Source organism: Pseudoalteromonas sp. MQS005 (assembly GCF_001661605.1).
Classification (GTDB): domain Bacteria; phylum Pseudomonadota; class Gammaproteobacteria; order Enterobacterales; family Alteromonadaceae; genus Pseudoalteromonas; species Pseudoalteromonas tetraodonis.
The window spans coordinates 13,806-37,647 of sequence record NZ_LYRQ01000008.1 but is presented as its reverse complement, the minus strand read 5'-3'; the positions used below and the strand labels follow the sequence as shown (position 1 = coordinate 37,647).

18 protein-coding genes are annotated in these 23,842 nt (G+C 41.6%); 13 read left to right on the top strand and 5 right to left on the bottom strand.

Translation table 11 applies throughout. The annotated features are described in order from the left end of the window. Positions 1-260 precede the first annotated feature (260 nt). The 11 genes from ccoN to ttcA all read left to right on the top strand — a co-directional run bounded on the left by ccoN (position 261) and on the right by ttcA (position 10,276). Entirely contained in the window at positions 261-1,694 is a 1,434-nt protein-coding gene (gene ccoN / locus A9479_RS04825) for a cytochrome-c oxidase, cbb3-type subunit I (RefSeq protein ID WP_064662843.1), read from the top strand. A 12-nt stretch (positions 1,695-1,706) separates the two neighbouring features. After that, positions 1,707-2,381 carry a cytochrome-c oxidase, cbb3-type subunit II gene (ccoO, locus tag A9479_RS04820; RefSeq protein ID WP_064662842.1) on the top strand — a complete coding sequence of 225 codons (675 nt, stop codon included), beginning with the start codon at positions 1,707-1,709 and terminating at the stop codon, positions 2,379-2,381. Between the two features lie 6 nt (positions 2,382-2,387). Next, positions 2,388-2,573 carry a cbb3-type cytochrome c oxidase subunit 3 gene (locus tag A9479_RS04815; protein WP_064662841.1) on the top strand — a complete coding sequence of 62 codons (186 nt, stop codon included), beginning with the start codon at positions 2,388-2,390 and terminating at the stop codon, positions 2,571-2,573. Next, positions 2,570-3,604: a cytochrome-c oxidase, cbb3-type subunit III gene (gene ccoP / locus A9479_RS04810; protein ID WP_064662840.1), complete on the top strand. Its 1,035-nt coding sequence runs from the start codon at positions 2,570-2,572 to the stop codon at positions 3,602-3,604. The genes A9479_RS04815 and ccoP overlap by 4 nt, the downstream gene beginning before the upstream one ends. 149 nt (positions 3,605-3,753) lie before the next feature. After that, entirely contained in the window at positions 3,754-4,245 is a 492-nt protein-coding gene (locus tag A9479_RS04805) for a FixH family protein (protein WP_024601378.1), read from the top strand. An 8-nt stretch (positions 4,246-4,253) separates the two neighbouring features. Continuing rightward, positions 4,254-6,626, top strand: a complete 2,373-nt coding sequence (locus tag A9479_RS04800; RefSeq protein ID WP_064662839.1) for a heavy metal translocating P-type ATPase — start codon at positions 4,254-4,256, stop codon at positions 6,624-6,626. After that, positions 6,623-6,790 carry a cbb3-type cytochrome oxidase assembly protein CcoS gene (gene ccoS / locus A9479_RS04795; protein WP_008109812.1) on the top strand — a complete coding sequence of 56 codons (168 nt, stop codon included), beginning with the start codon at positions 6,623-6,625 and terminating at the stop codon, positions 6,788-6,790. Before A9479_RS04800 ends, ccoS begins: the two co-directional genes overlap by 4 nt. After that, positions 6,783-7,454 (top strand): sulfite exporter TauE/SafE family protein, encoded by a 672-nt coding sequence (locus A9479_RS04790; RefSeq protein ID WP_064662838.1) that lies wholly within the window; start codon positions 6,783-6,785, stop codon positions 7,452-7,454. The genes ccoS and A9479_RS04790 overlap by 8 nt, the downstream gene beginning before the upstream one ends. Positions 7,455-7,496: 42 nt before the next feature. Continuing rightward, positions 7,497-8,234 carry an FNR family transcription factor gene (locus A9479_RS04785; RefSeq protein WP_064662837.1) on the top strand — a complete coding sequence of 246 codons (738 nt, stop codon included), beginning with the start codon at positions 7,497-7,499 and terminating at the stop codon, positions 8,232-8,234. A 107-nt stretch (positions 8,235-8,341) separates the two neighbouring features. Next, positions 8,342-9,268 carry a universal stress protein UspE gene (uspE, locus tag A9479_RS04780; RefSeq protein ID WP_064662836.1) on the top strand — a complete coding sequence of 309 codons (927 nt, stop codon included), beginning with the start codon at positions 8,342-8,344 and terminating at the stop codon, positions 9,266-9,268. Between the two features lie 93 nt (positions 9,269-9,361). After that, entirely contained in the window at positions 9,362-10,276 is a 915-nt protein-coding gene (gene ttcA, locus A9479_RS04775) for a tRNA 2-thiocytidine(32) synthetase TtcA (protein WP_064662835.1), read from the top strand. A gap of 48 nt (positions 10,277-10,324) precedes the next feature. Here ttcA and A9479_RS04770 read toward each other — a convergent pair whose 3' ends face one another. Then, positions 10,325-11,389, bottom strand: a complete 1,065-nt coding sequence (locus A9479_RS04770) for a hypothetical protein (protein ID WP_064662834.1) — start codon at positions 11,387-11,389, stop codon at positions 10,325-10,327. Positions 11,390-11,453: 64 nt separating this feature from the next. Then, positions 11,454-12,512, bottom strand: coding sequence for a hypothetical protein (locus A9479_RS04765; RefSeq protein WP_064662833.1), 1,059 nt, complete (start codon positions 12,510-12,512; stop codon positions 11,454-11,456). 324 nt (positions 12,513-12,836) lie between these two features. On the opposite strand from A9479_RS04765, the gene A9479_RS04760 reads away from it, so the two are divergent. Together A9479_RS04760 and A9479_RS04755 are read left to right on the top strand one after the other, a co-directional pair. After that, positions 12,837-14,126: an amidohydrolase gene (locus A9479_RS04760; RefSeq protein WP_064662832.1), complete on the top strand. Its 1,290-nt coding sequence runs from the start codon at positions 12,837-12,839 to the stop codon at positions 14,124-14,126. Positions 14,127-14,241: 115 nt separating this feature from the next. After that, positions 14,242-14,874 carry a trimeric intracellular cation channel family protein gene (locus A9479_RS04755; RefSeq protein ID WP_013464657.1) on the top strand — a complete coding sequence of 211 codons (633 nt, stop codon included), beginning with the start codon at positions 14,242-14,244 and terminating at the stop codon, positions 14,872-14,874. Positions 14,875-14,887: 13 nt separating this feature from the next. Here A9479_RS04755 and recD read toward each other — a convergent pair whose 3' ends face one another. From recD to recC, 3 genes are read right to left on the bottom strand one after another with little or no spacing between them, the layout of a single operon-like run. Then, positions 14,888-16,906: an exodeoxyribonuclease V subunit alpha gene (gene recD, locus A9479_RS04750; RefSeq protein ID WP_064662831.1), complete on the bottom strand. Its 2,019-nt coding sequence runs from the start codon at positions 16,904-16,906 to the stop codon at positions 14,888-14,890. Further along, the gene (recB, locus tag A9479_RS04745; protein WP_064662830.1) at positions 16,903-20,469 is read right to left on the bottom strand and encodes an exodeoxyribonuclease V subunit beta; all 3,567 of its coding nucleotides are present in this window, start codon (positions 20,467-20,469) and stop codon (positions 16,903-16,905) included. Before recB ends, recD begins: the two co-directional genes overlap by 4 nt. After that, complete coding sequence (gene recC / locus A9479_RS04740; RefSeq protein WP_064662829.1) at positions 20,456-23,755, bottom strand: exodeoxyribonuclease V subunit gamma; 3,300 nt, start codon at positions 23,753-23,755, stop codon at positions 20,456-20,458. The genes recB and recC overlap by 14 nt, the downstream gene beginning before the upstream one ends. Positions 23,756-23,842: the final 87 nt, after the last annotated feature.

The following is a 23,842-nucleotide window of genomic DNA, read 5'->3' as shown; positions in this document are numbered from 1 at the left end:
AAGGTACAAATCACCTCAAAAAATAGACAGCAAGTTAATAAAGTTTGATTGATGTCATATTATTACGCAATTGACCTATCTTTTTAAGGCCAAAAAATTTATCATTTCAACCGCAAAAAAAACAAGTATTTCTTGAGATTATTATCTTTAACACCACATATTGTGGGTTTTAGATAGTATACTTTGGAATAGTAGTAGGTCCTACTTTTACAAGTAGGTAATTCATTTCTAAACGCATTTATTGCAGCGGAAGCCAGAAAATGAGCCAAACAGTAGCATCACAAACTGAGTACAATTATAAAGTTGTACGCCAATTCGCTATTATGACAGTGATTTGGGGCATCGTTGGCATGGGTATTGGGGTTCTGATTGCTGCCCAACTAGCTTGGCCAGCACTTAACTTTGACACACCATGGTTAACTTACTCTCGACTTCGTCCGTTACACACGAACGCAGTAATTTTCGCATTTGGTACAAGTGCTCTTTTTGCGACGTCTTATTACGTCGTACAACGTACATGTCAAACGCGCCTTCTTTCAGATAAATTAGCCGCCTTTACCTTTTGGGGATGGCAGCTAGTGATTGTTCTTGCAGTAATAACACTTCCTATGGGTTTAACAAGCACAAAAGAGTATGCAGAACTTGAATGGCCTATCGATATCTTAATTGCCATCGTTTGGGTCACATACGCTATTGTCTTTATGGGTACTATTGCTAAACGTAAAGTAGCGCATATTTACGTGGCTAACTGGTTCTATGCAGGCTTTATAATTACTGTTGCGGTATTACATATTGTAAATAGTATGGCTGTGCCTGTATCGCTAACTAAGTCATACTCTATTTATGCAGGTGCTGTTGATGCGATGGTTCAGTGGTGGTACGGTCATAATGCCGTTGGCTTCCTATTAACAGCTGGCTTCTTAGGTATGATGTATTACTTTGTGCCAAAGCAAGCGGGTCGCCCTGTTTACTCATACCGTTTATCGGTTGTTCACTTTTGGGCTCTTATCTCGCTTTACATTTGGGCAGGTCCTCACCACCTTCACTACACTGCACTTCCTGATTGGACGCAAAGTTTAGGTATGGTGATGTCTATTATCTTATTCGTACCGTCTTGGGGGGGTATGATCAACGGTATTATGACGCTCTCAGGTGCATGGCATAAGCTACGTACTGACCCAGTTTTACGTTTCTTAGTGGTTTCATTGTCTTTCTATGGTATGTCGACGTTTGAAGGCCCAATGATGGCAATTAAATCTGTAAATGCGTTATCGCACTACACAGATTGGACTGTAGGTCACGTACACTCAGGCGCATTAGGTTGGGTTGCGATGATTTCTATCGGTGCTATTTACCACCTTATTCCGGCGTTATTCTCACAAGGTCGTATGTACAGCATTAAATTAATCAATACACACTTCTGGTTACACACAGTGGGTGTTGTTTTATACATTGTTGCAATGTGGATTTCAGGTGTAATGCAAGGTCTAATGTGGCGTGCAGTTAACTCTGACGGTACATTAATGTACAGCTTTGTTCAGTCGTTAGAAGCCTCGCATCCTTTCTACGTTATGCGTTTCTTAGGTGGTGTTTTCATCGTCGTAGGTATGCTGATTATGGCTTATAACGTTTATCGTACAGTTTCAGCGAAAAATAATTCGCTAGAACTTGATGAACAAGCGCAGTTAGCATAACGGAGTCAGATAATGAGCAATAAAAATTCGCAAAATAAACACGAAATAATCGAGAAAAACATCGGCCTTATGGCCATCTTGACTGTTTTTGCAATCAGCTTTGGTGCACTCGTGGAAATTACTCCACTAATGTTCCAAGACGATACAACTAAACCCGTTGATGGGTTACGCCCATTAAGTGCGCTTGAAATGGAAGGACGGGATATATTTGTTAAAGAAGGTTGTCATACTTGTCATACACAAATGATCCGTCCATTTCGTGACGAAGTTGAGCGTTACGGTCACTACTCGGTTGCAGGTGAATCAGTATGGGATCACCCTTTCCTTTGGGGCTCTAAACGAACTGGACCTGACCTTGCTCGTGTAGGTAAACGTTACTCAGACGACTGGCACTATGCACACTTAGTTGACCCACGTGTCGTGGTTCCTGAGTCGAATATGCCAGGCTTTCCTTGGTTAGCAGAGAATACGCTTGATACTAGCCTTACTCTGAAAAAGCTACAAATCTTCCGTGATAAATTTGGAATCGACAGCCGTACCGACCGTTACGATGGTTTGGGTTACGGCAGCGATGAAGAACTAATCGCTGACATTGCTAAAGTTGACGCAATGAATGACGGTAAAGGTGCAACAGAAATGCAAGCCCTTATTGCTTATTTGCAACAACTTGGCACACATTTGAAGTAGATTATTATGGACTACGGGACATACAGAGGCATTTTGACTCTGGTAATTTTAGTATTATTTATTGTGATTGTTGGATGGGCATATAGTAAGCGCAGTAAAAGTCGTTTTAAAGACGCTGCTAATGTCATATTTGAAGATGAAAAAAAACACAACAATACACTCTCTAACGAGGAAAAGGAGTCTGAGAAATGACTAGCTTTTGGAGTATATGGGTTATTGTATTAACCCTATCGTGTCTTTTCATTTTGTTTGGTTTACTCGTGTGGAATTTAAAAAACTACGTTGGTGTACCTGAAGGTGAAAGCTGCGGACATGAATATGATGGCATTGAAGAATTAAACAATCCACTACCAAAATGGTGGACTTACATGTTCTTCGCAACGTTTGTGTGGTCTGTTTATTACTTAGCAGCCTACCCAGGTTTAGGTAATTGGGAAGGTTTAGCAAAATGGACAAGCTCAAACCAAGGTATTACCTCTTTAACTGAATCGAAAGAAGCAGTCCTTGAAGCGAAAGAAGATGGCCGTTTTGTAAAGCTAGATGCTGAATACCGCGCTGCTGAAGAGCGTTTTGGTCCTATTTTTAATGAATTGGCTCAAATACCTGTTCTAGATTTAGTAGAGTCTAAATTTGCTGGTGATGCAGCACAGCAAGTTGCGCTAGAAAACGGCACTAAACATGAGCAAACTCAAGGTCAACTCGCAGTTGAAATTGGTCAACGTTTGTTCTCACAAAACTGTGCACAATGTCATGGCTCTGATGCTCGTGGTGGTGCTGGCTTCCCTAACCTCACTGACAACGATTGGTTGTACGGTGGCTCTCCTGACAAGATCAGAGAAACATTACTTTTAGGTCGTGTTGCAGCAATGCCACCTTGGGGTGATGCATTAGGTGAGCAAGGCGTTAAAGAAATGACAGCTTATGTACTTAGCCTCTCTGGCCGTACTGTTAACCAAAAAGATGCCGATGCAGGCAAAGCAAAATTTGCTATGTGTGCTGCGTGTCATGGTCCAGATGGTAAAGGTTCAGTTGCCCATAACCTACCGTTTGGTGCACCAAACTTAACTGATAACATTTGGTTATACGGTGGCTCTCAACGCGCTGTTGAAGAAACACTTAACCATGGCCGTGCTGGTGTAATGCCTGCTTGGAAAGAGATTTTAGGCGAAGATAAAATTCACCTATTAACTGCTTACGTTTACAGCTTATCGCAAGATAAATAACGATAAAGTTAACAAAACGTTTCAGTTTTAATCTTTTTATTTCAGTAGATTAATTCAGATCAAAAAAGCCTCCACTCGGAGGCTTTTTTTTAGTCTTTTTCTTTTATTTATTATAATATAGCTGCACATTCATCAATTTTAGAGCGACTATGCAACCGACTCCGTGGTATAAAAATTTTTGGCCTTGGTTTTTAATCTTCTTTCCTTTAGCTGCAATTATTGGCTGCATTAGTTTATTTATTACAGCCATTGGTAACGGCCCAGATATGGTTGTAGATGATTACTATAAAAAAGGCAAAGCAATCAACTTAGAACTCGTTAAGTTTGATAAAGCAAAAGCGTTGTATTTACATGGCGACCTAAATGTATCAGATGAGCGTGTCAGCTTTAAATTTACCAAAGGCGATACCAGTAATATACACGCATTAAGATTGTCGTTTTTTCACCGTACCATAAAAGCGCACGATTTTGAGGCCACTCTCACCCCAAATGCTAATCAAGAGTTCACTGCATTATTAGAAAGCTATATACCAGGCGCATATTCGGTGTTTATTGAACCCGTTGATAACAGTTGGAAAATGAAAGAAAACGTTAGTTTACCAACCACCGCCACCGTTTTAGTGACTCCTAACTATAAGTAGTATTTAGTATGTCTAAAAATTGCTTTCATTGTCTTGAAAGTGTGCCTGCTGGATTTAGCGCACATGTTGTTATAGACAATACCGCTGAGCCAATGTGTTGCATTGGCTGCCAAGCTGTTGCACAAAATATCATTGACCAAGGGATGACCGACTACTACAAATATCGCACTGTTAGTGCCGGTAAAGTAGAGCAACTCGTCCCTGAACAACTCGCTTTTATTAAAAGCTATGACAATGAAGATATTCAAGATGAGTTTATCAGTACGCATAACGACAACTCTGAGGTGCTTCTCAGTGTTGAGGGCATTACCTGCGCCGCCTGTGCCTGGCTTATTGAAAAGCAATTACTTAATCTTAAATCGGTAAAGCGCGTTGATGTAAACACCTCAACAAATCGCGCCATGATCCAATGGGATAAAAGCGCAACCCCTTTAAGTGAGCTAATCACCTCACTGGCTGAAATAGGCTACGAAGCATATCCATTCCAATCAGATGTAGAAGCCCAGCAAAAACAACAAACAGCTAAAGCCTATATTCGCCGCCTCGGCGTGGCAGGCTTAATGACCATGCAAGTGATGATGTTTGCCTTTGCTATGTACTTTGGCATGTTCTCTGGGATGGACAGCAACTTTGAACAGTACTTTAGATGGATCAGCTTGATCCTTGCAACGCCCGTTATTTTATACAGCGCCCTGCCCTTTTTAAGTAATGCAATTAACGGCTTAAAAGCAAAACAACTGAATATGGATTTACCGGTATCATTGGCGATTTTTGGTGCCTATGGTGCAAGCTGTTACGCCACCGTAATGGAAGTCGGTGAAGTTTACTTTGAATCTATTTGTATGTTTACCTTTTTACTCTTATTAGGTAAATACTTAGAATTTAGAGCGCGCTTAAAGGCCAGTGAATTTACAGCAAACTTACAAAAGCTACTGCCACTGACTGCCCGTACACTCGATGAAAACGGCAAAGAGCACATAATTGCCGCTAAAAAGCTCAAGCTTAACGATATCGTTTTAATAAAAGCAGGCGAAACTATCCCTGCCGATGGCATCTTAGTCAAAGGCAGCACCAGTGTTGATGAGTCTATGATGACTGGTGAACATCAGCCAGTACGAAAGTATATTGATCATAACGTATATGCGGGCACGGTTAATCATGATGGTATTATTGAAATAAAAATCAATAAGCTGGGCCAAAATACCCTGCTTAATCAAATTATTCGCCTGCAACATAATGCCCTAACAAAACGCCCACGGTTAGTAGAAATTACCGACAAAGTAGCGCAGTGGTTTGTTGCCGTATTACTGGTATTTGCCTCTCTAACCGCCATTGGCTGGTATCAAATTGACCCTGATGTCGCTTTTTGGATCACTATATCGGTGTTAGTGGCCACCTGCCCGTGCGCATTGAGTTTAGCTATTCCAACCGCGTTAACGTGTGCTGTGGCTACCTTAACTCGTAAAGGAATATTAATTAAGCAAGCACATGTGCTCGAAACACTCTCAAAGCTTACTTTAGTTGCTTTTGATAAAACCGGGACGCTTACGCAAGGTAAATTTAGCCTCGACGTTGTTGACATACTTGATGGTAAGTACAGCAAAGAGCAAATTCTTGATATTGCAGCACAGCTTGAGAGCTATTCTGAGCATCCTATTGCTAGTGCCTTTAAAGAGTTTAAAGGTCAGCGTAAATTTGACGATGTACAGCTCCATCCAGGGGTTGGGATCAGCGCTCAATACGATAATACGCACTACGCCATTGGTAAAAGTGGCTGGTTTGATACCAAAAAAACCAATGCGCAAGCTACCCTTTACATAAACAAGCAACCCGTTGCACGCTTTTACTTTGTTGATAAAGTAAAAACAGATGCCGATAAACTCATTAACTCGTTAAAGGCTGCCAATCTAAGTTGTCATATGCTAACAGGTGACGCCTCAGATGCCGGTGCCAAGGTGGCAAAAAAATTAAAGCTTGATTCAGTACAAGCCAGTTGTAGTCCAAAAGATAAACAAGACGCCGTTGATCATTGGTCAACTCAAGGTGAAGTTGTTGCTATGGTTGGCGATGGCGTAAACGACAGCCCAGTATTTGCCAGCGCCCACTTATCAATCGCCATGGAAACAGGAGCTGATATCTCTAAAAACAGTGCCGATGTTGTGCTGCTTAACAGTGATTTAGCCTCTATTGATCATTTGTTGACGATTGCTAAGCAAACACGACGTATAATTAAGCAAAACCTAGCGCTTTCTTTATTATATAATGGCTCTATATTACCGCTTGCTGCTATGGGTTTAGTTGCGCCTTGGATGGCGGTAATTGGTATGTCTGCCAGCTCTATTATTGTGATATGTAATTCACTAAGGCTATTAAAGTTATGAGCATAATTTATATTTTAGTTCCTATCGCTATCTTGTTTGTACTAATTGCCATTGGCGTGTTTTTTTGGGCAGTAAAAGGCGAGCAATTCTCTGATTTAAACAAGCAAGGCCACAGTATTTTGTTTGAAGACGATAAAGAGCAACATAATAAAAGTAATGATTGATCCAATTTTTGTTAGCGCTTTTTTAATGGGGTTGATTGGCAGTGGCCATTGCATTGCTATGTGCGGCGGCATTGCCAGCTCATTACAATTAGCCAGTAACAAGCGCCAAACTTGGTTATATTCTCTAGCCTATAATAGCGGCAGAGCGCTAAGTTATATGCTGGCTGGTGCCCTTGTTGCCGGTATTAGTAGTCAATTTGCCACACAAAACTCGGCCTTTGCGCTGTTTTTATCATTTTTAGCGGGCGTGTTTATGTTACTGGTCGGCGTTTATATCATGCGCTTAGCCGCGACATTACAATGGCTCGAAAAACTTGGCAAAACCCTCATTTGGCAGCACTTAATTAAACTTAATAAATATTTAATGCCCATTGATTCCCCATTAAAAGCGCTTGGTTATGGCGCACTATGGGGCTGGTTACCGTGCGGCTTAGTATATTCTGCGCTCACATGGGCGATGACCAGTGGCACTGCCATAAATGGTGCTCTGGTTATGCTGGCATTTGCCCTAGGGACGTTCCCTGCCATGATCACCTTAGGTATGGCTGCACAAAAGCTCAATACGCTTTTTAATCACCCTTGGACGCGAATAATATTAGGCAGTGTTATCATTTGGTATGGTATCTACCTTCTGATCATTGCAACAGACAAGCTAGTGCATTAACATTGGTAAATGTTGTGCATAGAAATTTAACGGATTGAACTTATGGATTTTTCTCAAAGTCGTGCTAAAGGTAATTGTGCCATTAGCTGTAATAACTGTAGTATTAGCCAGTTATGTTTACCATTTTCTTTAAATGGCCAAGAAATGGATAAACTTGATGAGATCATTGAGCGAAAAAAACCATTACACAAGGGTGACTACTTATTTGAATCGGGCGCACCTTTAAATGCAATTTATGCAGTTCGTTCGGGGTCGTTTAAATCGTATACCTTGTCAGAGCAAGGCGATGAGCAAATTACAGGCTTTCGTTTAGCGGGTGACCTTGTAGGCTTTGACGCCATTAATAAAATGCAACATCAAAGTTTTTCTCAAGCACTAGAAACCTCAATGGTATGTGAAATTCCCTTTGAAACTCTTGACGAACTAGCCGGTAAACTGCCTAAATTGCGCCAACAAATAATGCGTTTAATGAGCAGTGAAATAACCTACGATCAGGAAATGCTGTTATTACTTAATAAAAAATCAGCAGAAGAACGTCTTGCTAGCTTTATTTATAACTTATCAGAGCGTTTTGGTGAGCGTGGTTTTTCACGTAAAGAATTTAGATTTACCATGACTCGCGGCGAAATTGGCAACTACCTTGGTTTAACAGTAGAAACTATCAGCCGTTTATTAAGCCGTTTTCAAAAAGCCGACTTAATTAAAGTAGAAGGTAAATTTATTACTATTTTAGATAATGACGCTTTAGCCAAAACGGCTGCGATTGTTAAGCCTCGTTAATTAAATCAATAAATTGATATAGAACAAGAATATTAGTGCTACCCCTTTAACTGTTGTGTATTTGCGTTACACTCAAGGTATAACTGTTAAGTGAATGGAGTAGCACAATGGAAACGATTAAACGTATTATCGCGGTTATTGACCCAACTAAAGACGATCAAAATGCCCTCGCGCGTTCAATAGATTTAGCCAAAAAATCAGGGGCTAGCATTACCGCCTTTATGACGGTGTACGATTTCTCTTACGAAATGACTACTATGCTCTCTGGTGATGAACGTGAAGCAATGCGTAAAGCGGTGTTAAAAGATCGCGAACTATGGTTAAAAGATCTTGTCTCTCCTTATCAAAACATTAATATTAATACCCAAGTCATTTGGCATAACCGCCCTTACGAAGCCATTATTAATACCGTTATTAATGATAAATATGACCTAGTGATCAAAGGTACTCATCAGCATGGTGCGCTTAAAGCGGTTATTTTCACGCCAACAGACTGGCACTTAGTCAGAAAATGCCCAACCCCTGTATTATTTGTAAAAGATATGGCGTGGCCAGCACATGGGAATATTTTAGCGGCTGTTAATGCAGTCAGTGAAAATGATCAGCACCTGTCACTGAATAAACGCATAATTAAAGATGCACAATTTTTATGTGAACTGGCTAATGCTAAACTTAACTTAGTCAATGCATACCCTGCTACACCGGTTAATATAGCCATAGAGATCCCTGAGTTTAACCCAGGGTTATATAACGAATCAGTTAAAAAACATCATATTGAATCAACCAATGAACTCGCTAATGAGTTTAACCTAACCTCTGAACAATGCTTTATTGAAGAGGGATTGCCAGAAGATGTGATACCGGATGTTGCAAAACGCTTAAACAGCGAATTAGTGGTTATTGGCACGGTCGGACGGACTGGCTTAAGCGCTGCCTTAGTAGGCAACACTGCTGAGCATGTTATTGACAGCCTTGATTGTGATGTACTTGCACTTAAACCTGATGGGTACGTAAGCCCGCTTGCAGAAAGTTAGCGTTTGCAGTAGCTCCCATATTACATATGACTTATAATACGCCCCTTTATTTTTAGCAATTAATTTTGCCGTACTATTTTATAAGGGGGCGTAGTGTCTCATTCTGCTCAAGCCAAAGCTCAATACAACTTAAATAAGCTTCAAAAGCGTTTACGCCGCCTCACAGGTCAAGCTGTCATGGACTTTAACATGATTGAAGAAGGTGACCGTATTATGGTGTGCTTATCGGGTGGCAAAGACAGTTACACTATGCTCGACATGTTGCAACATTTACAACGTGTTGCACCTATCAAGTTTGATTTATTTGCAGTAAATCTCGACCAAAAACAACCTGGTTTTCCTGAGCATGTGCTTCCTGAGTATCTTGATAATTTAAATATTGAATACAAAATTGTAGAAGAAGATACCTACAGTATTGTTACTGATATTATTCCTGAGGGTAAAACAACCTGCTCGCTTTGCTCTCGCTTGCGCCGTGGTATTTTATATCGCACGGCTAAAGAGTTAGGTGCGACTAAAATTGCACTGGGTCATCACCGCGATGATATGATAGAAACCTTGTTTTTAAATATGTTTTACGGTGGCAAACTCAAAAGTATGCCGGCTAAACTAATGAGTGATAATGGCGAGCATATGGTTATTCGCCCATTAGCTTATTGTAAAGAAGCCGATATAAGCAAATATGCGTTCAGCCAAGGCTACCCTATTATTCCGTGTAATTTATGTGGCTCACAAGAAAACTTACAGCGTAAACACACTAAAAATATGCTGGAGCAATGGAATAAAGAGCACCCAGGGCGTATAGAAAGTATTTTTACTGCCATGCAAAATGTTGTGCCTTCGCATTTAGCTGATAACCAATTGTTTGATTTTGCAAATCTGCAAACCGGTGACGTTATTGATGGTGGCGACATTGCGTTAGATAAACCCGACATACCAAAAGCGCCGGTTAATTCTGAACAAGATGAGACAAACCAAGCCGATGTAGTTACTATTAATTTAAGCTAATTTTTAAGGGTTTGCAGTAATGCAAACCCTACACTCTGTTCTATGCTGCTACTTACCTGCAGCTAATCCTTGTAAAAACTCTAAACTCTGCATTTCTTGTTTATTCGCCTGATAAGGCAGCTGTTGTAAGCTATCGTAAGCAAAATCTTCAATAGTAAACTCGCTAATTTCACTTTCACCAAAACTGTTACGCTCACCGGGGCTTGGCGACATACGTTCAATAACAAAGTCGCTCAACCGCAAATCATTCGTTTGCTTGGGCAAAACAGACCAATGCGCTTTAAAATCAATTTGTTGGCTGCCTTCATTTAAACGTGCTTTGGCAACTAAATGTGCCAATGGCGAGGTGCCACTGTATAAGTTAGCCCTTAAACGGTATAAGCCACTTTTTATAACTGTTATATTGGCCGGTACTATCATGTTTTCATTACGTGGATAGGCGTTTTCAAAATCAGTTAAGGTTGCACTAGGCGGCATATAATGTATTTGTGCCACCACCGGGACTATTTTACCCGCGATATCGGCTTCAACTAATAATTGTAAATTACGTGGATAGTCTTCTTCACCTTTAAATGTCATTGCCAGCTCATTTTGACGAGCCACACCACTTTGAGTTTTTAGCGACTTTTTGGTGTCTGTATTACTGAGTGTTACGACCGCCTTACCTAAATTTGGGGCGCTTACGGTTAGCTCTATAGCTTGTGGATACACATACCGATATTGAGACAAGCTCACTGTTAACTCCCCTCCTTGCTCACCCACTGGGCTGCTAACAGGAAAGAACTGATTTGGCTTAAGTCTGTCCTCATCATATACCGTTAATGGTTGTGAATAAGGCGGAAACGCCAAACTTTGTTGATACTGTTGTGCCACCGCCGATGCCGCTTTGGCTAAGTCTTCATCAAATGCTGACTGAGTTACTAAGCTGGTTTTTGTTGTTGCCTTTGTCACAGGTTGGCTTAGCGTGCGCTGCTGAGCTGGAGGTGTCGATATCGGCTTTTTATCATTGAGAGGGGCTTGTTTTAGGGGGTAACTTGCATGACCCTCATCAATTAAAAACCACATAAGTAGGCCCATGCTGATAGCAAAGCCAATCACGTAGGACTTTTTCATCGGTTAGTTATCCTATATAAAACGTGTAGTACGTATACTACACGATGTTTTAAGTATGCTTATATTACGGGATCACATTATATATAAGTGCCGATGCACTCAAATTATCTGAGTCTTTTACATAACGATATTGTTTCTTCCAAAACCAACTACCTGTGGTTTCATCTACGGTTTCAAACCCTAGCGTGTCGCCAGCTACCATAATGTTATTCATCGCAATCGTTACATTTCCTTGGCGCTGCGCTTGTTGAATCTCATTATGGCTGTAACTGTTAGTCATCATTAATGGATAATGATATGGCATAAAACTATTAACAGCATCACCTTGCGATTTTAAACGCCCATTAGTGTCAATATTGGTGCTACAGCTACCAAATGAGTTTACCGAGCTTGCACCACATGATGAGTGAGTAGCCACTACCGAGTCGTCATTACCGCGTAAAAATCCAGCCGTTAAACCTAAGTAAGCATTACCATCGGCTACAAAACGTAAACGAGGTGTGCGTGCATCAGGTAATGGCGCAATTCTGCGTGCATTATTTACTTTTAAATCGTGCAATACGCCTACCGCCTCATTAACTTCACTGCCTAACCACCACGTTAGTGCGGCATCTACAGCAAAATTCCACGATGCGCCTGTTAATGTACTCACCGCTAAGTCGGCCAATTCACTGCCGCCACCAGCACCGGCTAAATCAAAGGTGGCAATAATATTAAGCGGCTGTAATCCGGCATTTGCAAGCCAGTTTTCTTGGTTATCTATAATATATCGGGCAACTAAATCACCGGTTGAATGAGTCACAAATACACAGCCTGGCTCGCATAGATTTGAGCGAGAAATTTGCTGTAGTTTAGGCCATACCCAATCGGTGGTGATTTTTCCTTCTATTCGTTCATATGCAGGCCAATCGATGCGCTCATCTGCGCGGTTCACCCAGTAAGACTGCCAATAGCTTTGTCCATCGTTTACCACATCACTGGCTGCTCTATTGGTAAGTTGTGATACCTGCAAACCATGAATTAAAATTACTTTATACTCTTTACTGAGCGCAGAAAAACTCATTAGCAGGCTTAATGCTGCTGCAAATAAAGAGATGCGTTTAAATATGTGTGTGTTGTTCATATTAATCCTTAACTGATTCAATATTTTTATTATGCTTAGCTTGTTACACGCTGTTGTCGGTGCATGGTAACAGCAACGCATTGACCAGTATTGGGAACAAAGTTAAAAAATGCAACATTTTGTTATCATTTTCGCTGTTAAGGCTAAATATCTGCGTTAAAATACGACAAAAGCGCTAAACTATTGTGCTATTTGGAACAGTTTGTGGGCTTTATAAACCGCCATTGAAAACACCGTGAACTTTTTTGTTAACTATCGCACGGCACTACTTTTTATCAGCGTAATAGCGTAAGTTAGTTACATACGAACAACCAAGGAATCATAATGATAAAAAAAATAATATGTGGTGGCTTTTTATTAACCGCCATTTCCGCCCCTAGTTTTGCCGCGAGTGTTAACACCCAACTTGAACAAGCAACACAAAGTGTGAGTGAAAAAGTCATTACATGGCGTCGTCACTTACATCAATATCCAGAGCTGAGTAATCGCGAATTTGAAACCGCCAAGTACATTACTGAACATTTAAAATCACTGGGTCTTGAAGTGCAAACGGGCGTTGCTCATACCGGTGTTGTGGCTAAATTAAGTGGCGGTAAAAAAGGCCCTCTAATCGCATTGCGTGCTGATATGGATGCTTTACCGGTTACCGAACAAGTTGATTTACCCTTTGCCTCTAAACAAACATCAACCTATCGTGGCAATGAAGTAGGCGTAATGCATGCCTGTGGTCACGATACCCATGTTGCTATTTTAATGGCCGTGGCAGAGTCACTGGTAAAAATAAAAGATCAGTTAGCGGGCGAAGTACTGTTTGTATTTCAACCGGCTGAAGAAGGTGCCCCCGAGGGAGAAGAAGGTGGCGCAGAGCTAATGCTAAAAGAAGGCTTATTTAAGCAAAAGCCTGAGGCCGTGTTTGGTTTACATGTCACCAGCTCACTCAATACAGGGCAAATTGGCTTTCGTGAAGGGCCACTAATGGCCAGTGAAGATTCTTTCACAATTAACGTTACTGGGCGTCAAACACATGGTTCACGTCCATGGAATGGCGTAGACCCAATTGTTGCTTCATCGCAAATTATAATGGCAACCCAAACTATCGCTTCTCGCCAAGTTGATGTAACCAAAGCGCCTTCTGTCATTTCGTTTGGCGCGATTAACGGTGGCATACGCTCAAATATTATCCCCGATAATGTAGAGCTGATTGGTACCATTAGAACCTTTGATCAAACTATGCGTGCCGATATTAAAAAACGTTTAGCTAAAACCGCAGAGCTGGTAGCCGAATCAGCTGGTGCAAAAGCCGATGTGCATATAGATCACGGCTACCCTGTCACAGTAAACAATGTAGCACTCACCCAAAAAATGACCCCAACGCTTGCCCGTATTGCTGGTGCTGAGAACGTTATTACCACCGATTTAATTACCGGCGCAGAAGACTTTAGTTATTATGCGCTTGAAACCCCTGGGCTATTTTACTTTTTAGGCGTCACTCCAAAAGATCAAAACGCTAAAACGGCAGCAAGTAATCATTCACCTCAGTTTTATGTTGACGAAAGCGCCTTACAACTCGGCGTAGAATCATTATCTCAACTGGTTGTTGACTACTTACAATAACAACTCAACGTAGCAAGCACAGGGGTAATAACCTTGTGCTTGTGTTATTCAGCTAATATAAATCCCCTTTCGCTTACCTTTAATTATAAATTCTCAAATTGGAAAGGACGCCTTAGTGACAGCAGAATATTTTAATTTTTTAAGCCTAATTGGTGTGGCTTTTTTTGCAATTTCAGGTGCGTTATTAGGCCATGATAAAGATATTGGCGGATTTGGAGTGGTGGTTGTTGGCTCAGTCACTGCGCTTGGCGGTGGCACGCTCAGAGACATACTTCTTAACCAACCCGTTTTTTGGATAGCCAACCCCGATTTTTTATATGTCACCTATGGCGCTATTTTTGTCACTGTTATGTTTATTCGCCACTTACCCGATGTGTCTAACTATTACATGTTGTTGGTTGATGCAATTGGTATGGCTATCTTTAATGTGGTCGGTATCGAAAAAGCATTAATTGAAGGCACCACCATGATGGTTGCACTTACAATGGGCATGACTACGGGGATATTTGGTGGCTTAATACGCGACGTGATCTGTCGAGAAGTGCCGTTGGTGATGCGAGAAGAGCTCTACTCCACCGCCTGTTTTGCAGGAGGCTTGACCTATGCCGCGCTGTTTTTATTAGAAGCCCCTTATTTATGGTGCATTCTTGGTTCGCTGTTGGTCAGTGTTTTTTTAAGATTGGGCGCGCTCCATTTTGGCTGGCAGCCCAATCTATTTAGAAAAAGAACACCAAAAATAAACGATTAGTATAAGTATGGCGTTACACTAATCGCTCATAGAGTCCTGATGCCCGTGACACACTTTTACCCATCGCCAGTTGCAGCACTTTTTTATCTGCTACCAGCTCAAAGGTCTGCTTTGCACGGGTAATACCGGTATACACTAATTGCCGGTTAATCCCCACACTCGCTTGTTTAAGTGGTGGCAATACCATAGCAGTGTAACTAAACTCTGAGCCTTGCGATTTATGAATGGTCATAACATACACTTTATCGTGCGCTGGGAGTCGTGCAGGTGAAAATGCACGTTCATTACCCTGCTCATCAATAAACACTGCTTTGAGTTGGCTACTGTCATCAGGCATTAAAATACCTATATCACCGTTAAAAAGTTTAAGTTGATAATCGTTTTGGCTAATCATAATAGGCATTCCCGTGTAATGCCGCTGATTAGGGTTAACGCTAATTAACCCTTGCTGTTGCAATACCCGCTCAATACGTTGATTTAAACTATTAACGCCGTAATCGCCTTCACGCACCGCGGCAAGTAATTGATAGCGGGCAAAAGCCTCATGCACTTTGGCAACACTAGCCCCTTGGGCAATCAGTGTTAAATAATCACCGTAGTGACTTGCCGCGCTGTTTATAAGCTTTTCAATCGGTGTAGAGACAAAATCGTAGTCTAAAATAACATCGCTAAAATGCCCTTGCGTACTGTGTTGTTCAACGTAATTTAAAATACCCCGATCATTGGTATTAACAGCCAAAGCCAATTGGCCTATGCCACTTTTGGCATCAAAGCGATAACTATGTTGTAAAAAGGCAATGCAATCAGCCAGTTTAAACTCACTCTGATTTTGCGCGCCAAGTTTAGCAGTGCCATTAAAACACACCTTATTTAATTGCTCACAGCGTGCTTTTGAATACTGCGGTGTTTGCCCAAGCACTAAACCTTGGCATAAATCACTCATTACGCTGCCGGTATCAACCGAGGCGAGTTGGTCTTTATCGCCGAGTAAAATCAATCGGGCATGCGCTGGCAAGGCCTCAATTAATTTGGCCATGAGCGATAAATCGACCATACTGGCCTCATCAATAATCAATACATCAACATGCAACGGATTGCTTTTATCGTGCCTGAATTTATTGGTAAATGGCTTAACTCCTAACAAACGATGAATAGTTTGCGCACTTTGCGGGATCAACGCATTAATATCAGCCGGTATTTCTGTGAGCTTATTTTTAGCCCCTAAAATTGATTCTGTTAATCGCGCCGCTGCTTTACCGGTCGGTGCCACCAATTTTATGCTCAATGGTGCAGCCTGATATAACGACTGTAAAATGGCTAACAGCTTTGTTACCGTGGTGGTTTTACCTGTACCAGGCCCGCCCGTGATCACACTAAAACCTTTTGTAGCGGCAATGGCACACGCTACTTTTTGCCAATCAATATCAATACTCGGATCATCAGGAAAGTAGCGAGTTAATAACTGAGCAAGTACTGCATCATCAATATTGAGTTGTCGCTCACTCATTGCCAGTAATCGTTGCGCTAAGGTTTGCTCATACCCTGCTAAACGGGAAAAATACAACCGCTGATTAAACAATTGCAGCGGCTTGTGATCCCCCACACTGTGATGCGCGTGTAAGTAACTTATTGCTGCCTCAGTCGTAAAATCGTCACTAAATGGGGTGAGAGTGTCAGGTACGGTGCCTTCTAATTTAGTAAAGTCGCTTTGGCGTAAATTAAACGGATTAGCCCAATCAACCTCTGTTAGAGTTAAACAACTATGCTGGCTTTGCTGTGATAAACACAGCATTAAAATAATATAAAATAATTCGTCATAATCATGCTCAGTATTGTTACCACTGAGTAATTCGGCCAGCTTTACATCCACAACACGTACGCGATGCTGCTCAGTTAAATAGCTAAGCAGCGGCACAACTTTAGGTGTTTGAGTAACAGAGTCCGCTAGTTGTTCATTGAGTAGCGCCGACTCATCAACAAGCGCGTCGTCAAAGTCATCAAACAAACCAGGTTGTTGGTTTAAATCACTCATAGCATCGCTCCTTGGCTAAACAAACCATCTAAAATAATAACTTGCTCTGCACTTAACTGTTTAAAGTACACCCCTTCACCCGCTGGCATACCGCGTAAAAAGGTATAATACACGCCGCCTAAATGCGTCTCTATGGCATAGTCAGGAATACGTTGTTTAAGTAATCGATGCAGCGCTACGGTATAAATTAAATACTGTAAATGATATTGGTGGCTGGTCATGGCTTGCTCTAGCTGCTCTGGCACATAATCAGCGGCGGTGTTGCCCAAATAATTCGATTTATAATCTAAAATATAATACTTGCCTTGGTAGCAAAAAATTAAATCAATAAAGCCTTTTAGTAACCCTTTAACATGGGCAAACTCAAGTTTACTTTGGTTAAAGCCAAAATGTTTAATCAACACTTCATTAAGCTTAGGTGCACTGAGGCTACTAAGTGGTAAGTTAAACTCCATTTCTACTAAACAGTCACTTGGCGCTAATTGGCTCAAACTTAAATTATTATCGCTGTTTAACGGGCAATTAAGTGCATCGAGTACCCATTGTTCGGTAATTTGCTGCCATTGCTCATCGATATGGTATTTTTCAAAAGCACGCTCAATCACAGCCGTTAAGTTTTGCTCGGTATTCGTGGGATGACTTACCGGACTGGTAAAATCAAGCTGCTCAAATATTTCGTGCAAACAACTCCCTGGTTTTGCACCCTTTGGAAAGCTATACGGTGAAGGAAGTTCATCTTGCTGCACGGCAAACTCATCTCTGTGATGATCTTCATCGCTGCGCCCAGGAGCAAGTTGCTCTGCATGCTTTTTAAAGCTCAAGGCACTAAAGCTAGTTGCTCGCCAGTCACGTTCAATCTGCGCCGTTACTGTATTAATAAGTAAATCGTGTTGTTTTGTGTCGCTGTTATTTAAGCGAAGTATGCCCTGATCAACTAATTCGCCTGAGGTAAATTGCTGGTATTGCATAGCATGATTAGCCTCACAAAATTCACTTAAATGGGTGCGCCACAATTGGCTGCTAGTTATCTCTAACCCTGAGAACAACACATGCCCCAGCGCACTACTTTGAATTGCTAAACGGCTACTTTGCCCTTGAGAAATGTTATACACGCCCAGCGAACAAAAATGCACTGCACGGGTCAGTGCCACATAAAGCAAACGTAAGTCTTCTGCTAAACGTTCTTGCTCGGCTTTTTGCAGAGCATCTTCATCTTTACTTAAATCGTAAATCAACTTGCCGTTTTGATGATAAAGCGCGTCTTTAGTTTCACGATAACCACTGGCAAATGGCATAAATACCAATGGGTATTCAAGCCCCTTTGAGGCATGCATAGTCACAATTTTAACTAAGTTCGCATCACTTTCTAAGCGAACTTGCACTGTTTCGCCATCTTGCTGGCTCACCTTTTGCGCAAACCAACGTAATAAACGAAGTGTCCCTTCAAGCTCAATTTGTTTTTGCTGCAGTATTTCGCCAAGGTGTCTAAAGTCGGTAAGCCACCGCTCTACGTTATAGCCCAAACCTTGCCATTTGGCACTGAGCTGATTATGACTCAGTAAGCGTTCAAGCATTGCCATTGCCCCTTGCTTATGCCAAATATGGCTAAGTTGAGCAAAAAAGTTTAGGTGTTCTTGCCAGCTATTTTCATCATCGGCTAGAGCAAAAATATCATTATAGCTTAAACAAAATAACGGGCCGGCTAATACACCGCGTAGTAATGCCTCATCGTACTGACCATGCAAAGCTGTTAAAAAATTGAGCAAGTGATGACTTAACTCTTGGCTAAATACACTGTCGCGCGACAAATACACACTAGCAATATTAGCTTTACTCAGCGCTTGCTTCATTATTTGTGCTTCAACGCGGTCGCGCACCAAAATACAAATATCAGCAGCGCTTACCGGCGTACTGCCAATACAGGCTATTCCTTGGTTTGCCTGCTCAAGTAAAGTAACAATTTTATTAGTAAAATGGGTGGCTAAATGAGCTTGCCCTAAGCCTTTACTGGTCGGCTTATTTTTTTCATCGCCGGCTTCATCTACAAACACATTAAACTCAAACGCGGTGGCAGGTTTACCGTCAATTAAAAACGACTCATCTGCTTTTTTTCCTTTCGCTTTCACTTTATTAAATGGAATGGCGTTGTTATAAATAAAGCTGTTTTCGTATTTGCTAAATAAGCTATTTACGCTATTTACAATATCACTGCTTGAGCGAAAGTTAGTGCCCAATGTAAATTGTTGTGGCTCATCTACCGCTTCTTTTGCGCCAATGTAGGTAAATATATCTGCGCCCCTAAACCCATAAATTGCTTGTTTGGGATCGCCTATCATAGCTAAAGTGGTATTGCTTTGAGCATAAATTTTACTAAAAATCCCGTACTGAATCGGGTCAGTATCCTGAAACTCATCTATCATTGCCACCGGAAATAACTGCGCTATTTTTTGTGCGAGCACATCACCTTGTTCACTCTTTAAGGCACTGTGTAAATTAGTCAGTAAATCGTCAGGGGTGATCACGCTTTGTTCTTGTTTGCGTTTAACTATGGCCGCTTTTACCCAGCTCGCCGCATATTGCACTATCGCAATTTTTAACCCTTGGTTAATGGTGTTGTTAAGTGCGGCTAAGGCATCGAATTGGCTAATAAGTGGATGAGTCAGTAATGTGCCATTTTTTTTATAATTAGCGGCATTACTTAAGTTCTCGCTACTCCATACCTCAAACGAATACTTACTGGTACCAAATTCAAAAAAGTCATCACTGCCTAAGCAAAATGCTTCAAGCGCCGCTAAGCTGCCTTTTCGTGCCGGTGTTTTTGAGCCGCTTAAATCGGATGCTTTCACAGCGCCAATAAATTCTTGCTCTAGGCACGCTTTTTTAAAGGCGGGTACAAGCTCCAAGTATTCACCTCGGGCTTGCCATACCGCATCTAAACTAACTTGCGGTGTTATCTCTGCGTTCGCCTTATTTAAAATACTACTTACATGACTAAATAGTGATTCGGGCGCGGCAAATACCGCTAAAATCGCATCTGTTCTTTCTTTACTAAGTGGGTATACAAACGCGCGCCAAAAGTCTTTTATGGTTTCAAGCAGAATATCGCGCTCATCTAAAATGAACTCTAAGTTAAATGCCACACCGGATTCAAACGCATGCTGCTTTAGCATTCGCTGACAAAAACCATGAATGGTAAAAATAGCCGCTTCGTCCATTGATTTAGCTGCGGCATCGAGTAAGTCAAACGCACGGTGCTTGTCATCAACACCCGCGATTACGCCTTCAATTAGCTCATCATTGGGTACTTGCCCTAGTAACGCATCACGCGCGGCAATAATACGGCTACGAACACGGTCTTTAATTTCTTGCGTGGCGGCATCGGTAAAGGTTACTACCAAAATTTGCTCAACACTCAATGGCGTATTCAGCTCACCAGGTATTTGCATGCCCAATAAATAACGCAAATACAAACCCGTGATCGTGTAGGTTTTACCTGTGCCAGCACTGGCTTCAATTAAGCTTTGCCCTGATAATGGCATAGTGAGTGGATTAAGCGCTTGCATAGTCACTCTCCTTGGCGTGCTCAAATAATGGGGCGAGTAATTTTTCGCTCCAATGTATAAATTCGTCTTGGCAGTCATTAAGTGATTGCACCGTTAAACGAATATAAGGGTTTTCCCCTTCACCTCGGCCAATATACTGTGGACTAAATTTACTGTTGGCTTTTGCCATGTCGCCACCGCTTTTAACGTATTCATAACCGCTCACCGGAAAAAACGCCACGGGCGCATTTCGCAGTGCTTTGTATAGTTCAAACCAGTCAGCGAGATGTAAGTCGGCATCGGTTTTACTCATAGGTGCAAAGCTAATTTGTTTATCTAAACCCAGTAATAAAGTTTCAACCTCTTGTTGCATGCTTTGAGCTGCCAGGTGATAAAGAAAACCTTTTATTAAATCTTTGGCTTTAATACTGGCACTGCGGTAAAACACTTGTTTATGCATATACACATGGTTAAGCCAGCCTTCAATGGTGGTATTTTCAAGCGTAAGTAACACTTCTATCGGTTCGCTTTTACCGGCTTTTATTTGCTCTTTTACTTGCCCTGCAAGCGCATCAACTCGGTGCTGCATACCCTCATAAATTAAGCTGCCTACATTGGCTTGCGGCAACTCACCGCGCTGCAGTATTTGCTCGGTACTGAGTGGTGTATCGTTAATGTTTGCCTCAAGAATTTCATCAAGGTAAAAATAACGGCGCAGCGCATCTAGGCTAAACGGTTCTTCGTCTTTCGCTATATCGTTAAATTGCGGCAAACGTAACCCTAAGCTTTGTTGATAAAAGCTCTCTTGGGCATGACATACACTACGAATAAACACATCAAGATCAAGTAGCTCTGGGGGCGTTACATCAAGCGCAGTGATTGCTTTTGGCTCAATAGCCTCGCTAGGCAGCCAAATTGGGTTATAGCTGTGATTATTTACTCCCGCCTGTTCATCGCTAGGGGCTGAGTAATACAGGCTATTAAAAGGCTGCAAATGCTGCTGCGTAATAAGGCATTCAGGCAGAGGTTTATCACTGGGTTCGCAAAGTTTAAAACTGCGTCCAATGTATTCTAAAAGCTCACTTACTAGGGTTGATGGCATGCGTGGTTGATTGTCAAAACATGAGCGACCAATGTAGCTCATATATAAATTATCTCGGGCACTAAGAAGTGCTTCTAAAAAAAGGTAACGGTCATCGAGTTTTCGTGAACGGTCACCTTTTTGCTTTTTAGAATAAGGTACTAAGTCAAAACCGATAGGTTGAACGGTACGTGGGTAATCGGCATCGTTCAAGCCTAACATACACACTACCTTAAACGGCACGGCGCGCATTGGCATTAGCGTACAAAAATTCACTTGCCCCACTAAAAACCGTTGGCCGACACCTTTCTCTTGTATGCCTTGTTTAATTAAATAGCTAACAATGCGCTGCGATACGCCCTCACTGTAATCACCATTATCATGATGTTTGCCAATGTCTTCGAGTACTTTTTGCAGTACTAATAAATCCCAACTGTCGTCACTTTCGCTCTCATAAATAGTGTTGAGCAGCTCATTTAAAATTTGGGCTTTATTGGTGAGTGTGTCATCGGGGGTGAGCTTAGCTTTAAAGTCTTGCAGCACATCAATAAAGTGTACCAGCTTATTGAGTGTATCAAGCGCCATGCCCTCAACCTCATCGGCACTGTAAATACCATTAAATGGGCACTGTTCATCGCGCATGGCAATACCCAGTAGTAAACGGTTTAAGCCATGCTGCCAAGTGTTAAGCTCAATTGCGGGTAAGTCAAAGGTACTTTTATGTTCAGCGTTTACGCCCCATTTAACGCCAACACGCTCCAACCAATACTGAATTTGCTCATATTCATGCGCTTCTAAACCAAACTTTTCAGCAATTTGGGTAACCTGTAATAAATCGAGAATATCCGACACGCCGAAGCGCGAAAACGGTAAATTAGCTAAACTAGCAAACGAACTCAGTACAGGTTTTTCTTGCTCTATGGCTAAATCAGCTAGCGCATAAGGTATAAATCGACTGCCCTGTGCACCACCAAAAACTGCTTCAATATAAGGGCTGTAGGTGCCAACATCGGGCATCATCACGATGATGTCTTTAGGGGTAAGCGCTGAATTTTGATTAAATAAATTAAGTAAGTAGTCGTGCAGGCGCTCTACTTCTCGAAGCGGTGTATGGCAATCACTTAGTGTAATACTTGCATCGTTTGCAGTTATGGGCAGCTTGCCCTCATCGTTAATAAACCATTCTTTATTATCGGTGAGCGACTCACCTTTAAAGGCAAGTTGGTAAATTTCACTTTGCACTTGGCCAAGTAAGCTGTCGTCAAATGCATCTATAAAGCCATCAATCCAGCGGGCATCAAGCTGCACTAGTTGCTCAAAATAATCGCGGCCGAGTTTACCCCACGACGATAACAGCGGATTACCTATAAAATAGTATTCTTCATCGGGATTCGTTTGCTTTTTTTGCTGTGCTTCCACCAGCGGCATTTTTGCGTATTTAGCAGTGATTTTAGCTGCTGTTTTTTCATCAATGATATCGCCCCAATAATGCTCGCTAGGGTTAAAAAAGAACAAAAACACTTCAGTTTTTTTACTTAAAGCTTCAAACACTTCAAGCTGCGAGCTAGCAATCGCAGATATACCAAATAAGCTAATGCGTTTTGGTAATAAGGCGCTATCCATGCTCTCAAGTGCACTGAGTAACTGCCCTTGCATATTGGCACGGTGAAATTGGCTTTGCCCTAGCTGTTTACTTAATTTGACGATACGACGCCATAAATCGGGTTGCCAAGGCGCAATCGTTATATCAACATCGTCAAGCGTATCAACACCACTATCCCAAGTGGCTATCCAATGGGGGCGGTACATCAAATATTGGTCGTACACATCGGCTATTTTTTCACATAGAGCAAAGGTTTTTTGGCCGTCAATATCGCCCTCTAAATAGGTTTTAAGCGGTAAGTACAGTGGCTCGTCAATACAAGTAGGTAAAATTGCAAACAGTTTCCAAGCAAGGTTAGGTTTGTTAAAGGCCGACTCTTTAGGCACGTTTGGCAGTAATTGCTGATACAACTGCCAAATAAAACTCGATGGTAGCGGAAAGTCTACCTGTGCAGCTACGCCTAAATTTTCACTTAAACCGATTTTAAGCCATTGCGACATACCCGGCGATTGCACTAACACCACTTCTTTATCAAATGGGCTTTGCAATGGGTTTATTTTTAATAGCTGATGAAACTGCGCTTGCAGGGCTTCCATACGGTTTGATTGAATAATATTGAGCATACGATACCAGCCTTACTTGAGATAAAGCCAGTGTAAGATATTTTCAATTTAAGCGGTAGCGCTAAGAGGAAATTGGCATTAATAAAT

Coding starts and splice junctions, on each gene's coding strand:
- ccoP (WP_064662840.1), top strand. CDS start 2,570: ATGACTAGCTTTTGGAGTATATGGGTTATTGTATTAACCCTATCGTGT.
- A9479_RS04790 (WP_064662838.1), top strand. CDS start 6,783: ATGATTGATCCAATTTTTGTTAGCGCTTTTTTAATGGGGTTGATTGGC.
- recB (WP_064662830.1), bottom strand. CDS start 20,469: ATGCAAGCGCTTAATCCACTCACTATGCCATTATCAGGGCAAAGCTTA.
- A9479_RS04815 (WP_064662841.1), top strand. CDS start 2,388: ATGGACTACGGGACATACAGAGGCATTTTGACTCTGGTAATTTTAGTA.
- A9479_RS04760 (WP_064662832.1), top strand. CDS start 12,837: ATGATAAAAAAAATAATATGTGGTGGCTTTTTATTAACCGCCATTTCC.
- A9479_RS04805 (WP_024601378.1), top strand. CDS start 3,754: ATGCAACCGACTCCGTGGTATAAAAATTTTTGGCCTTGGTTTTTAATC.
- A9479_RS04785 (WP_064662837.1), top strand. CDS start 7,497: ATGGATTTTTCTCAAAGTCGTGCTAAAGGTAATTGTGCCATTAGCTGT.
- A9479_RS04765 (WP_064662833.1), bottom strand. CDS start 12,512: ATGAACAACACACACATATTTAAACGCATCTCTTTATTTGCAGCAGCA.
- A9479_RS04770 (WP_064662834.1), bottom strand. CDS start 11,389: ATGAAAAAGTCCTACGTGATTGGCTTTGCTATCAGCATGGGCCTACTT.
- A9479_RS04800 (WP_064662839.1), top strand. CDS start 4,254: ATGTCTAAAAATTGCTTTCATTGTCTTGAAAGTGTGCCTGCTGGATTT.
- recD (WP_064662831.1), bottom strand. CDS start 16,906: ATGAGTGATTTAAACCAACAACCTGGTTTGTTTGATGACTTTGACGAC.
- ccoS (WP_008109812.1), top strand. CDS start 6,623: ATGAGCATAATTTATATTTTAGTTCCTATCGCTATCTTGTTTGTACTA.
- ccoO (WP_064662842.1), top strand. CDS start 1,707: ATGAGCAATAAAAATTCGCAAAATAAACACGAAATAATCGAGAAAAAC.
- uspE (WP_064662836.1), top strand. CDS start 8,342: ATGGAAACGATTAAACGTATTATCGCGGTTATTGACCCAACTAAAGAC.
- recC (WP_064662829.1), bottom strand. CDS start 23,755: ATGCTCAATATTATTCAATCAAACCGTATGGAAGCCCTGCAAGCGCAG.
- ccoN (WP_064662843.1), top strand. CDS start 261: ATGAGCCAAACAGTAGCATCACAAACTGAGTACAATTATAAAGTTGTA.